Origin of the sequence: Janthinobacterium sp. LS2A, assembly GCF_036543145.1 — a bacterium.
GTDB classification, from domain to species: domain Bacteria; phylum Pseudomonadota; class Gammaproteobacteria; order Burkholderiales; family Burkholderiaceae_D; genus Janthinobacterium; species Janthinobacterium aestuarii.
Genome location: NZ_JAZHPB010000014.1, coordinates 1 through 13,000 on the forward strand (window position 1 = coordinate 1; position 13,000 = coordinate 13,000).

Annotated in this window: 8 protein-coding genes and 1 tRNA gene; 4 read left to right on the forward strand and 5 right to left on the reverse strand. The window is 60.0% G+C overall.

Annotated elements, in window-relative coordinates; genetic code table 11:
- Positions 1 to 37: 37 nt before the first annotated feature.
- Together V3C40_RS26935 and V3C40_RS26940 are read right to left on the reverse strand one after the other, a co-directional pair.
- A tRNA-Val gene (locus tag V3C40_RS26935) sits at positions 38 to 113 on the reverse strand.
- Between the two features lie 99 nt (positions 114 to 212).
- Positions 213 to 2,387, reverse strand: coding sequence for a S9 family peptidase (locus tag V3C40_RS26940; RefSeq protein WP_331778992.1), 2,175 nt, complete (start codon positions 2,385 to 2,387; stop codon positions 213 to 215).
- Positions 2,388 to 2,529: 142 nt separating this feature from the next.
- On the opposite strand from V3C40_RS26940, the gene dinB reads away from it, so the two are divergent.
- Positions 2,530 to 3,714: a DNA polymerase IV gene (gene dinB, locus V3C40_RS26945; protein WP_442907318.1), complete on the forward strand. Its 1,185-nt coding sequence runs from the start codon at positions 2,530 to 2,532 to the stop codon at positions 3,712 to 3,714.
- Between the two features lie 118 nt (positions 3,715 to 3,832).
- Positions 3,833 to 4,729, forward strand: a complete 897-nt coding sequence (locus V3C40_RS26950; protein ID WP_034754435.1) for a recombination-associated protein RdgC — start codon at positions 3,833 to 3,835, stop codon at positions 4,727 to 4,729.
- 133 nt (positions 4,730 to 4,862) lie between these two features.
- Here the strand turns inward: V3C40_RS26950 and V3C40_RS26955 are convergent, their stop codons facing one another.
- Positions 4,863 to 7,592 (reverse strand): TonB-dependent receptor, encoded by a 2,730-nt coding sequence (locus V3C40_RS26955; protein WP_331778993.1) that lies wholly within the window; start codon positions 7,590 to 7,592, stop codon positions 4,863 to 4,865.
- A gap of 521 nt (positions 7,593 to 8,113) precedes the next feature.
- Positions 8,114 to 8,599, reverse strand: coding sequence for an asparaginase domain-containing protein (locus V3C40_RS26960; protein ID WP_034754431.1), 486 nt, complete (start codon positions 8,597 to 8,599; stop codon positions 8,114 to 8,116).
- A 176-nt stretch (positions 8,600 to 8,775) separates the two neighbouring features.
- Here V3C40_RS26960 and V3C40_RS26965 point away from each other — a divergent pair, with 176 nt between their 5' ends.
- On the forward strand, positions 8,776 to 9,549 hold the full coding sequence (locus tag V3C40_RS26965; RefSeq protein ID WP_331778994.1) for an L-asparaginase: 774 nt from the start codon (positions 8,776 to 8,778) through the stop codon (positions 9,547 to 9,549).
- Here V3C40_RS26965 and V3C40_RS26970 read toward each other — a convergent pair.
- On the reverse strand, positions 9,537 to 10,550 hold the full coding sequence (locus V3C40_RS26970; RefSeq protein WP_331778995.1) for a D-2-hydroxyacid dehydrogenase family protein: 1,014 nt from the start codon (positions 10,548 to 10,550) through the stop codon (positions 9,537 to 9,539). The two genes, V3C40_RS26965 and V3C40_RS26970, sit on opposite strands and share 13 nt — an antisense overlap.
- Before the next feature lie 357 nt (positions 10,551 to 10,907).
- Between V3C40_RS26970 and V3C40_RS26975 the strand changes: the two genes are divergently transcribed.
- Complete coding sequence (locus V3C40_RS26975) at positions 10,908 to 12,779, forward strand: phosphoenolpyruvate carboxykinase (GTP) (protein WP_319993507.1); 1,872 nt, start codon at positions 10,908 to 10,910, stop codon at positions 12,777 to 12,779.
- Positions 12,780 to 13,000: the final 221 nt, after the last annotated feature.

Below are 13,000 nucleotides of genomic sequence, written 5' to 3' on the forward strand. Positions count from 1 at the left end.
ATTGCTGATCCATGAAGCACTGGACAGTTTTCTGATTTGGTGGGTGCTGAGAGGCTCGAACTCCCGACCTACGCCTTGTAAGGGCGCCGCTCTACCAACTGAGCTAAGCACCCGTTGCTTGTCTCAGAAAACCATCCCGACGTTTGTCACCACGTCTGGAAGAGGCGCTATTATAGGACGGACAAAATCCTTCTGCAAGCGCTTTTTTCACATTATTCCGTGATATTCCACTGCGACAGCATCCACGCCATATTGAATGCGTTCTCGGCGATGGCGTTGTAACGGCCCGAGGCGCCGCCATGGCCGGCGCCCATATTCGTTTTCAGCAGCAGGGGATTGCCGTCCGTCTTGTACGCGCGCAGCTTGGCCACGTATTTCGCCGGTTCCCAGTACATGACCTGGCTGTCGTTCAGGCCCGTCGTCACCAGCATGGCCGGGTAATTCTTGCGCGCAATGTTGTCGTATGGCGAGTAGCTGAGCATGTAGTCGTAGGCCGCCTTCTGGTTCGGGTCGCCCCATTCCAGGTACTCGCCCGTCGTCAGCGGCAGGCTGGCGTCCATCATCGTGTTCATCACGTCGACGAAGGGCACGGCCGCGTGCACGGCGTGGAACAGCTCGGGGCGCATGTTGACGACGGCGCCCATCAGCAAGCCGCCGGCGCTGCCGCCCTGGATGATCAGGCGGCTCGGGCTCGTCCATTTTTCACGCACCAGGTAGTCGGCGCTGTCGATGAAGTCATTGAAGGTGTTTTTCTTCTTCATCAGCATGCCGTCTTCATGCCACGCTTCGCCCATGTCTGTGCCGCCGCGGATATGCGCTTGCGCATAGATGACGCCACGGTCCAGCAGGCTGATGCGGCTGATGGAAAAACTGGCTTCCGTCGAGATGCCATACGAACCATACGAATATAGCAGCAGCGGCGCGGAACCGTCGAGCTTGACGCCTTTCTTGTAGACGACCCACAGCGGCACTTGCACGCCATCGCGCGCTGTCACCCACAGGCGCTGCGTCGTGTAGCGGCTGCCATCAAAGCCGCCGACGATTTCCTGCTGCTTGAGCACCGTGCGCTTGCCGTCTTGCATCGCCACGTCGATGACGGTGGGCGGCGTGACGGGCGACTGGTAGGACATGCGAAATTGCGTGGCGGAAAACTCCGGCGTGCCGACGGACGTGGCCAGGTAGACTGGGTCGTCGAACTGCACCGTCTTCCAGTTTTTATGTGCGAAATCGTAGATGCGGGCGCGGTTCAGGGCGCGCGCCTTTTCCATCACCACCAGGTAGCCCTGGAAGACGTCGATGGACTGGATCACGGCATCCTTGTTATGCGGCACGACGCTCTTCCAGTTCTTCGGCTGCGGCGCGGACAATGGCGCGCTGACGACACGGAAATTCTTCGCATCCTTGTTGGTGACGATATACAGCTGGCCGTCGCGGTGCTCGACGATGTAGCGGTGGCCTTTTTCGCGCTTCAGCACGGATTGGAAACTGCCTTGCGGCTTGCTGGTTGGCAGCAGCAGCACTTCGCTCGTATCCGTGCTGCCCGAGGTGAGCACGAAGAACTGCTTGTCGTGCGTGCGGCCTACATTGATGGCGAACTGTTCCACCTGCTCGTGGTAAACCTGTTGCGCCTCACCGCCCAAGGCCAGGCGGAACAATCGGTCCGAGCGCTTGGTGGTGACGTCTTCCTGCGCCAGCATCAGGGTGGCGTTATCGGCCGCCCACGCCAGCGAGGTCACGCGCGGCATGGTGTCGTCCAGCAGCTTGCCCGTCTTCAAATTCTTGACATGCAATTCGTACTGGCGGAAACCCGTCGTGTCGGTGGTGTAGGCCAGCAGTTGTTCATTCGGGCTGATGCTGAATGCGCGCACGGCAAAGAATTTGTGGCCTTCGGCCAATTGGTTCTGGTCGAGCAGGATTTCTTCAAGCGCCTGCGCATCGTAGGCGCCGTTCTTGCCGACAGGACGGCGGCAGTGAATCGGGTATTGCTTGCCTGCTTCCGTGCGCGTGTAATAGTAGAAATTGCCTTGGCGCGCAGGCACGGATAGGTCCACTTCCTGCATGCGTCCCTTGACTTCCGCAGTCACCTTGTCGGCCAGCGGCTGGATCGGGGCCGTGACGGCGGCCGTGTAGGCGTTTTCCGCATTCAGGTAATCGATCACGGCAGGATCGGTTTTCTTTTGCAGCCAGCGGTAGTCGTCCGTGACGACCGTGCCGTGGCGCGTTTCCTGCCAGGCCGTCTTGGCGGCAACGGGCGCCGACATGGTGGCGACGGTAGCGGTGGCGGCGTCGGCGGCCAGCGCGGATGGCGCCAGCGAGGACAGCAGCAGGGCCGGCAGGATGGATAACCAGGCGGACCGGCGGCGCGCAGCGTGATGGGCGATAGACAAGGCGACTCCTTTGAATAGTTGTGTCAGGATTGTAATCTTGCTATTGAGAAAAGCAACCGCCTTGCGCGTGCGTTTCAACTTGCATCCATGGGCATTTCCAGCGATACTGTATATAACTACAGTATCCCGCCGCGAGGTGTCCTTGACCACATCTGCCTCCCCCTTTCCCGAGCCACCCGCAGCCCGCCGCTGGATAGCGCATCTGGACATGGACGCCTTCTTTGCCTCCGTGGAACTGTTGAAATATCCGGAATTGCGCGGCGAAGCCGTCGTCATCGGCGGTGGGCGTCTGCAGCAGCCCGTGCTGCAGGAAGACGGCACGCGGCAATTTGCGCGCATGCGCGACTACGTGGGGCGCGGCGTCGTCACCACGTCGACGTATGCGGCGCGCGTGTTCGGCGTGTTTTCCGCCATGGGCATCATGAAGGCGGCCAAGCTGGCGCCCGACAGCATCCTGCTGCCGGCCGATTTCGAGGCCTACCGCGACTATTCAGCCCGCTTCAAGCAGGCCGTGGCCCAGTTGTGCCCCATCATCCAGAACGTGGGCATCGATGAAATCTATGTTGATCTCACCGAATACGGCGAGCAGGCGCCGGCCATGGCGGCGCGCCTGAAGGCGGCCGTGTTCGAAGCGACGGGCCTGTCGTGCTCGATCGGCCTGGCACCCAACAAATTGCTGGCGAAAATCTGTTCCGACCTGGAAAAACCGGACGGCCTGACCATCCTGAACCCGGAGGATATTGAAACGCGCGTGTGGCCCTTGCCGGCGAAAAAGATCAATGGCATCGGCCCGAAAGCAACGGCCAAGCTGGAAGCCTTGGGTATTGTCACCATTGGCGAACTGGCCCGGGCCGACATGGCCATGCTGCGCACGCAGTTCGGCGACCTGTACACGGGCTGGCTGCGCCAGGCGGCGCTGGGCATCGATGATAGGCCTGTGCAGACGAGCCGGGAAACCAAGTCCGTCAGCCGTGAAACGACGTTCGAGCGCGACTTGCAGGTGGTGCGCGACCGCGCCACCCTGTCGGAAAAGCTGGAAAGCCTGTGCACGCGCGTGGCGGGCGACCTCGACAAGCAATCGCTGGCGGGGCGCACGGTGGGCATCAAGCTGCGCTTCGAGGATTTCAGCACCGTCACGCGCGACATCACCCTGCCCAGCGCCACGGCGGATGCCGCCGCCATCCTGCGCGCCAGCCGCGATTGCTTGCGGCGCGTGCCATTTGACAAGAAAATCCGCCTGCTGGGCGTGCGCATCTCGACCTTGTCCGACCCGGCCCTCGTGACGCGGCAGGCGCCGGCCCAGGCGGAGCTGTTTCCCGCCCTGTAGCGGCATTCCCCACGCAGCAACAACACCGCGCCAGTCCGCGCTTTTGACGGCATTCCCGTGTCGAAAGTGTAGAATGGCGTTCCCCTGGCACTACTGAAACAAACGGAAGACAAAAACTATGTGGTTCAAGAATCTTCAGATTTACCGCCTGCCCGCACCGTGGGCTTACACGCCAGAACAACTGGAAGAGGCGCTGTCCTCGAACAAATTTACGCCGGCGACCAGCATGGATCTGATGCGCCAGGGCTGGGATACGCCACGCCCGAACGGCGGCCTGGTCCACGTGGTCAACAAACAGATGCTGATCCTGCTGGGCACGGAAAAGAAACTGCTGCCAGCGACCGTCATCAACCAGGTGGCCAAGGCCCGCGCCGCCGAGATGGAAGAAGCGCAAGGCTTTGCGCCTGGTAAAAAGGCCATGAAGGAATTGAAGGAACGCGTGGCCGACGAGCTGCTGCCGCGCGCCTTCAGCATCCGCAGCAACGTCTGGACGTGGATCGACCCCGTCAATGGCTGGCTGGTGGTCGATGCCGCCAGCCCGGCGAAAGCCGATGAAGTCATCAAGCTGCTGTTGAAAGCCGTCGACAAACTGCCGCTGGAAAGCCTGCGCGTGCAGCGCTCGCCCGTGGCGGTGATGACGGAATGGCTGCAGGCGGACGACGCGCCTGCCGGCTTCACGGTCGACATGGATACGGAATTGCGCGCCACGGGCGAAAGCAAGGCCACCGTGCGCTACGTGCGCCACACCCTGGAAGCGGACGACGTGCGCCGCCACATCGCGGCCGGCAAGCAGTGCACGCGCCTGGCCATGACGTGGAACGACAAGATCTCGTTCGTGCTGACGGAGTCGCTGGCCATCAAGAGCGTCAAGCCGCTCGACGTGATCAAGGAAACGGAATCGAGCACGAAGAACGACGAAGAGCGTTTCGACGGCGACGTGATGCTGATGACGGGCGAGCTGAGCAAGCTGATGGCCGACGTGGTCGAAGCATTGGGCGGCGAAGCGACGGCGTAACAGCCGTCATGCCGGTACAAAAAAGGAGCTGCGGCTCCTTTTTTTCGTCTGCGCAATATGTCGCGCCATAAAAAAAGCGCCTTGCACGGTGAAGTGCAAGGCGCTTTCGGACAAGCTAATTCACAACGTCACATTAGAACTTGTAGTTGCCGGTGATGTAGAACGAACGCATCATTGGATCGGCGTAGCGTGGGTCGAAACCAACCTGGTGGCCCGACGAAGCGCGCAGCGACAGCGGTGGTGCACGGTCGAACAGGTTTTTGATGCCTGCGCGGATCGTGGTTTGCTTGTCAAAGGCGAAACGTGCTTGCCAGTCGAACGTGGTGTACGACGGTACTTGCAGGCGGAAGTTTTTCTCTTCCTGCTGGGTCGCCAGGTTGTACACGGTAGCGGCTGCATCGGTGTAGCCGTTACGGTAGTTGACCGTTACCGTGTTGCTCAGGCGGCCCGTATCCAGGGTCGTCGTCAGCTTCATCAGGTTGCGGAACGTGACTTCGTTGGTGTCGCCGAAGAAGTTCATGTTGCTGGTGTAGATATTATCGCTACCGGCTTTGGTGTAGTTGGCGTGCAACATGTGCGTACCGCTCAATTGGGCGGTCAGCTTACCGAAGGAGAACTTGTGGTTGGCCGACAGATCCCAGTCGATACCACGGTATTCCTTCTTGCCGATGTTGACCGACAGTTTCTTGAACGAGTAGTAGGTGATACCGGTCGATGGCTCGGTGTATTCGCCGAAGCTCGACGCATACTTGATCGGATCGGCAAATGCTTGCTCTTCGGAAACTTCCGACACGGCATTGCGCAGTTTCACATCCCACAGGTCGGCGCCGAACGAGAAGGCCGAGCTAGGTTCGACACGGAAGCCCAGGGTGAACTGTTTCGACTTTTCCGATTGCAGATCCGGATTGCCTTGCGACACGGCGTTGTATTGCGTTGCTTCCGCGCGGCACAGTGCGTTGCCTGGGTATGGGCAATCAAATTTCTTGGCGGTAAAGCCGGCGTTGACCAGTGGCTGAGCAATTTCCAGCATGCTTGGCGCCTTGAAGCCCGTGCCGTAGGAACCGCGGATCAGCACGGTCTGTACTGGCTGCCAGCGTGCCGATACCTTGTAGGTATTGGCGCTGTCTTTTTTGCCGACAGTTTTGTTGTTCAGCTTGTCATCGATCGCCTTGACGGCGTCGTGACGGCCACCAACGGTCATTTCGAACGACTTGGTCAACGGTGCCAGCAACTCGACGAATGCGCCGTAGGTGTCGCGGCTCATGTCGTAGGCGGCCTTGGTGTTGAAGTTGTAGATATCGTCGCCGGTGGCATTGCTGCCTGGCGATTGCTCATAGGTATAGGTGCGGTAGTCGCCACCGATACCGAGGCTGGCTTTGCCGCCTGGCAGGCTGAACAATTCACGCGAGCCGTGCGTATCGACGCCGCGCATCGTGGTCGATGCGGTACGCACGGAGCCAACGAACTGCGCACCAGCGATTTGCGCTTGCACCGATGGTTTTTGCGTCACTGCGAACGGGTTGAAGTCCGGATTGGCGAGGATGTTCTTGAACTCCTGGCTCTTCTGGTAACCGCCCGTGTAGCGCTCGTCGATCGAGTTTTGCGACCAGGTCAGGCCGCTTTCGAAGTTCCACGCGCCCAGTTCGCCTTCCACACCAACGACCATGTGTTTGGTTTCGGTGATGGTGTTGCTGGCGCGCAGACCGAAGTCGGTGCTGCGGTAGTTGGCGGTGATCGACTTGACGTCGGCACGTTGCGCTGGCGTCAGGTACGGCGATACATAGGTGTTGTACAGCGGGCTGCCCTTGGCGATCGAAATCGGGATCGGATTGGCGGCGATACGCGCCGTCAGGTCGTAGCGCGAGTAGGCCAGTTCGGCGAACGCGTTCAGGTTGTCGTTCAGCTTGTACGTAGCTTTGGAGAACAGGCTGTCACGTTTCGATTGCGGTACGACTTCCACGGTGGAGCCCGTGTCGAAGCCACAAGCGCGTGCATTGCTGGTCGTCTTGTAGGAGTCTTCAGGGCACTTGCCATTCATCGCCAGGTAAGGCGTAAAGGCTGTCGATTTAGCACCGCTATTGTAGGCAACAGTGGCGCCTGCTGGCGAAGCCGAGGTGCTGGTGCGGTCCCATACATAGTTGTTGCCGTTGCGGCTGAATGGCACATACGAGGTGGCGGCGAAATCGCGGTCGGTGGCGCGCAGTTTCGATTGCTCATCGTGGCGGTACGACAGCAGCACGTTGAAGCGGTCTTCGTCCAGGTCGCCGAAACCGTAGGTGACGCTGGTATTCCAGGCGTTGCCGCCTTTGTCTTCCGGACCGCCATAAGTGGCTTCCAGAGTAGCGCCTTGCTGGTTTTTCTTCAGGATGAAGTTCAGTACGCCGGCGATGGCGTCCGAGCCGTACAGGGCCGAAGCGCCGTCGGTCAGGATCTCGACACGCTCAACGGCGCTCATTGGGATGGCGTTCAGGTTGACCGTGGTGCCGGAGCCTTGTGGCGCGATGCGGCGGCCGTTCAGCAGTACCAGGGTGTAGGACTCGCCGATACCGTGCAGCGATGCACTGGTATTGCCGCCCGAGTCGGAACCGGCAGCAACTGCGCCGATGGTGAAGCCTTGCATGGCTGGCAGGGCCTGGATCAGGTCGGCTACCGAAGTGGCGCCCGATTTGGCGATCGCTTCTTGCGACAGGCGCTGTACAGGCAGTGCGCCTTCGACAGCGATACGCTTGATACTCGAACCGGTAATTTCAACTTTTTGAATTGCTTCGTCCGCCATGGATTGGCCGGAGAACAAGACGCTGCCTGCCAGGACGGTCAGGGCCAGGCGTACGCTGCGTACGCCAATTTTTTCTTTGAATGCCATTGTAACAATTACTCCGTAGTAGTTTTAATAACGACAAGCGGCACACGAGCACCGATATAGCCATCGGGTAGATGGTCTGCGGTGCTCGTGTACGGTAGGCGGAACCACGTCGGTGGGAGGTGGAAGACTACTTGGTGCAATATTGTTATAAATGCACTTTTGACTTGTCGAGGCAAACATTATGTCGTCTCAGCAAGAAAAAATGCACCTCAACCGTGTCGGATTTGGCAATAAATTCGAGATACTGAAGAATATTTGATTTAAATGTTAAATGTAGATTTTATATTTATAAATATCTACATTTTTAAAAATGATCAATGGCGTTTTTTTGCAACATAAAATTATTGTATTGGCAATTCGATGTTTTGCCAGCAATAATTAGACGAAAAATGTTGTATTGCGGAATTTATGCAAAGTAAAAAAACGTAAAAAAGCCCGCTGAAAGCGGGCTGGTCGAATTGTGACAGAGTGTCAGTCAGAGCGTTGGCCGTTCTGCTTGTGCGCCCTGTCCCGCCATCGGCTTACAAAGGCTGGAACACGCCGGCGGCGCGGTTCTTTTGCACATTGTCCCAGGCGAAGATCTGGCCGTTCATGGCCACATACACGCCGGCTGGCAAGGTTTGCGCCACGCCGCAGGCAAAGCCCAGGTTGAACAGGGCATCGGAGTTGTCGATCTCGTAGGGAATCATGGCGCCCGTCAAAATCACCGTTTGCTGCAGGTTCGCCGCGCCCAGCACTTGCGCCGTTTCGCGCATGGTGTCGGTGCCGTGGATGATGACGATGGCTTTCTCGTGCGCCGCGCGGCACGAAGCGAGCACGCGCTGGCGGTCCGCATCCTGCATGTCGAGCGAGTCGAGCAGTGGCAATTGCTCCAGCGCCACGGGCGCCGTCATGCGCGCGCGGGCGATCGCTGCCGGCAAATGACTGTCGGAAAAGCCCAGGGTACCGTTCAATTCGTTGTAGTGCTTGTCGAAAGTGCCGCCGGTGGCGAGTATGCGCAATGTCATGATGTGGTCACGATGTCAGTGGAGAATGACGCGCATGATATCGTGGATTGATGCCCTTGCGTGAATGGCGCTGCGGATGGGGCAGCGTGCTTGCCGCCTGCGCTTGCGCCGCATCTGGAAAAATTGGCCATCTGTGAGTACACTGGTTTCTTTGTTTGCCTGCCCCCCGACTCCGTATGAAAGCGCTCGCTCCCGGCACCGTCATTTTTCACCGCCACCGCGGTTACGGGGTGATCACGTCCGTCAATTTGCTGACGGGCTGGATCGCCGCCCGTTTCGGCAGCGAAGCGCGGACCCTGGACCTGAACCTGTCGACCGATGACGTGCAGTTTGCCGATGGCGAAGCGATCCTGTTTCGCCGCGCGCCGCCGGACCGCATGCCGCACGCGCGTCTGATGGCCATGGTGCGCGAGCTGCACCAGGCCGGCTATCAAAAGCTGTATCTGTATGCCTGGCCCAAGCCGTCCGGCTTGCACTGGCGCTGGCATTTGTTTACGGGGCCGCGCGACTGGATGCAGCGGCCCTGGCGCGAAGGCTGGTATGGCTCGGGCGCCGATTACAACGTCAACCCCGTGATGGGCTGGGGCGATTCCCCGGGCGCCACCACTGGCGAGCTGATCGATGCCCTGGCCCGCTTCGACCCGCAGGGGCTGGCGCAGGCGCTGGGCCGCGACGACGACCATAGCGACTGGTTTGGCCGCGTCTGCGACGCTTTATTGCCCAATTACATGTACAGCCTGGATATGCAGCGCACCGCAGGCGAGCCCCTGCAAGACATGCCGCCCGTGCCGGTCGTGGCCGTGCGCGCTGGCGTGGCGTCGTACAGTGGGCCGGACATCGCCTGGCCGCCCGGCTGGGCCGGCCTGTGGCGGGGCCGGCACGTGCTGCCTGCGCCCGCCATCGGCATCACGGGCGAGCCGGACTTGCTGAAGGGTTTTCAGCGTTCCTGAGGGCTTTGCCGCGCATGTTGCAACACCTCGGGATTGAGCAGGCGCGTGCATTGGCCCTGCGTAAAATCGACGATGTTTTGCAAGGCGTAGCGAAAATACAGTTCATAGCTGTCACGCTCGACGTAGCCCAGGTGCGGCGTGGCCAGCACGTTCGGTAGCAGCAGCAATGGCGAGCCTGGCGGCAGCGGCTCGTCCGTAAACACGTCCAGCGCGGCGGCGCCCGGGCGCCCCATCTGAAGCGCCGCTTCCAGCGCGCCATCGGCCACCAGCTCGGCACGGCTGGTGTTGACGAACAGCGAAGCCGGCTTCATGCGCGCCAGGTCCTCGCTCGTTACCAGGCCGCGCGTCTTGTCGGACAGGCGCAAGTGCAAGCTCAGCACGTCGGCCTGCTCGAAGAAGGCCTCGCGCGACTCTGCCGCCGTATCGCCGGCCGCCACGGCCGCCGCGCGGCTCGCTTCGCTGCCCCACACGAGGATGCTCATGCCGAAAGCGCGGCCGTAGCCGGCGATCAATTGCCCGATCTTGCCGTAGCCCCAGATCGCCAGGGTGCGCCCTTTCAATACCATACCGAGCGTGTTGCGTGCCGGTTCCAGCGACGACGTCTGCCACAGTCCTTCTTGTAAATGTTGCGCGTACGGCACGATCTTGCGCTGCGCCGCCATGATCAGCGCCCATGTCAGTTCGGCCGGCGCCGTGGGCGAGCCGATGCCTTCCGCGATGGCGATGCCCAGCTCGGTGGCGGCCGCCACATCGATGTGGCCGCTGACCTTGCCCGTTTGCGAAATCAGTTTCAGATTCGGCAGTTTCGACAGCAAGGCCCGGTTGAAACTGCTGCGTTCCCGGATCAGTACCAGCGCGTCGAACGGCGCCAGGCGGATCGCCAGCTGGCCCAGGCCCCGCGCCGTATTGCTGAACACTTTGACCTCGTGGCCGGCAAGCAACTGGAAGCAATCGAGGCCGCGCACGGCATCTTGGTAATCATCGAGTATGGCAATTTTCATGGTGGATGGCCGATTTTAGTGAGGATTTGGTAGGGAAATAACAGGATACGGGAAATGCTGAATAGCCTACTACATTAGTCAAGCTATTCTCCTACATTTTTGCGAGAATAGCTGTTACGCGGGTGTACAATCGCCGGCACTTTTGAAGCTTCCTGATGATAGTGATAGCGCAAACTGTTCCTGCAGCCCGGGAGCATGATCCAGGTAAATGCCGCCGGCGCGAGCGCCGCGGCGGACACGACACCAGAGCCCTGCCCGCGTGAACACGCCGCCCGCAGTGAGCCGCAGCCACCTCTCAACGATGCTGCCTGTCTTGCCGGAACGACCAGAATTTCTTTTATTGGTATTGGAGGTAATATGAATCAGCCCGTCATGGGTGGCGTCGCCGCACTCAACGTCCCAGCTTATATTAAACAACAGAAACTGATCAACTGGGTGGCAGACATTGCCGCGCTGACCAAGCCAGACCGCATCTACTGGTGCGATGGTTCGCAAGAAGAGTACGAGCGCCTGTGCGCCGAAATGGTTGCCAGCGGCACCATGAAAAAACTCAATGCCGAAAAGCGCCCGAATTCCTACCTGGCCTGCTCCGATCCGAGCGACGTGGCCCGCGTCGAAGACCGCACGTATATTTGCTCGGCAACGAAAGAGGCGGCCGGCCCGACGAATAACTGGACCGAGCCTGGCGAGATGCGCCACACTCTGAACGGCCTGTTCGATGGCTGCATGCGCGGCCGCACCATGTATGTCGTGCCATTCTCGATGGGCCCGCTGGGCTCGCCAATCGCGCACATCGGCGTGGAACTGTCCGATTCGCCGTATGTCGCCGTCAACATGAAGATCATGACCCGCATGGGCCGTGCCGTGTACGACGTGCTGGGTACCGATGGCGCATTCGTGCCGTGCGTGCATAGCGTGGGCGCACCGCTGGCTGCCGGCCAGGCCGATGTGAAATGGCCGTGCAACAGCACCAAGTACATCGTGCATTTCCCGGAAACGCGTGAAATCTGGTCCTTCGGTTCCGGCTACGGCGGCAACGCCTTGCTGGGCAAGAAATGTTTCGCCCTGCGTATCGCCTCGAACATGGGCTACCAGGAAGCGCAAGCATCGGACAACAACCCGGGCTGGCTGGCCGAACACATGCTGATCCTCGGCGTGGAATCGCCGGAAGGCAAGAAGCATTACGTCGCGGCAGCGTTCCCATCGGCTTGCGGCAAGACCAACTTCGCCATGCTGATCCCGCCGGCAAGTTTTAATGGCTGGAAAGTGACCACCATCGGCGACGATATCGCCTGGATCAAGCCAGGTGCCGATGGCCGTTTGTATGCGATCAACCCGGAAGCGGGCTACTTCGGCGTGGCGCCAGGCACCAACGAAAAAACCAATTACAACTGCATGGCGTCCATGCGCGACAACACGATTTTCACCAACGTGGCGCTGACGGACGACGGCGATGTCTGGTGGGAAGGCTTGACCAAGGAAGCACCTAGCCATTTGATCGACTGGCAGGGCAAGGACTGGACGCCGGCGTCCGGTACCAAGGCGGCGCACCCGAACGCCCGCTTCACGGTGGCGGCAACGCAAAACCCCGTGATCGACTCGGCCTGGGACGATCCGGCCGGCGTGCCGATCTCGGCCTTCATCTTCGGCGGCCGCCGCTCGACCACCGTGCCGCTGGTCACCGAAGCGCGCAACTGGGTCGAAGGCGTCTACATGGCAGCCACGATGGGCTCGGAAACGACGGCCGCGGCCGTGGGCCAGATGGGCGTCGTGCGCCGCGATCCATTTGCCATGTTGCCGTTTATCGGCTATAACATGAGCGATTACTTCCAGCACTGGCTGGACATGGGCGTCAAGGTGGGCAAGGTCAACCCGGCCGCCCTACCGAAGATCTACTGCGTCAACTGGTTCCGTACGGATGACGCTGGCAAGTTCGTCTGGCCTGGCTTTGGCGACAACATGCGCGTGCTCAAATGGATGTTGGAGCGTATCGAAGGCAAGGCCGGCGGCGTGGAAAACCTGTTCGGCACGACGCCGCAGTATGGCGACCTGAACTGGGATGGCCTGCCATTCACGCAAGAACAGTTCGACACCATCACCTCGATCGACAAGGCCGCGTGGGTGGAAGAGTTGAAATTGCATACGCAGTTGTTTGAAAAACTCGCGTATCATCTGCCGCAGGAATTGGCAGATAACAAGGCTGCGCTGGAAAAGCGGCTGAGTGCATAACTAAGTTAGCGTAAAGCGGCATCTGACAAGCGTAGCGAGCGGCAGTGATTTGTGGCTAAGAAGCGCAACCGTGCTGAAGCACGGTGAGCATCGCAGGCCGCAAAGCGCGCCGCGCAGTAGCTTGTCAGGTGTTGAGAGTTGTAGTGGGGGAGAAACACGCCAGCAAAGACTGGCGTGCGATAAATGACACGCCGGCAATGACTGGGGTGCTATCAAAAAGA

What these genes read in the sequence shown, in the direction of transcription:
- V3C40_RS26950 (WP_034754435.1), top strand. Translation starts at nt 3,833, where the DNA reads ATGTGGTTCAAGAATCTTCAGATTTACCGCCTGCCCGCACCGTGGGCT.
- V3C40_RS26955 (WP_331778993.1), bottom strand. Translation starts at nt 7,592, where the DNA reads ATGGCATTCAAAGAAAAAATTGGCGTACGCAGCGTACGCCTGGCCCTG.
- V3C40_RS26960 (WP_034754431.1), bottom strand. Translation starts at nt 8,599, where the DNA reads ATGACATTGCGCATACTCGCCACCGGCGGCACTTTCGACAAGCACTAC.
- V3C40_RS26965 (WP_331778994.1), top strand. Translation starts at nt 8,776, where the DNA reads ATGAAAGCGCTCGCTCCCGGCACCGTCATTTTTCACCGCCACCGCGGT.
- V3C40_RS26970 (WP_331778995.1), bottom strand. Translation starts at nt 10,550, where the DNA reads ATGAAAATTGCCATACTCGATGATTACCAAGATGCCGTGCGCGGCCTC.
- V3C40_RS26975 (WP_319993507.1), top strand. Translation starts at nt 10,908, where the DNA reads ATGAATCAGCCCGTCATGGGTGGCGTCGCCGCACTCAACGTCCCAGCT.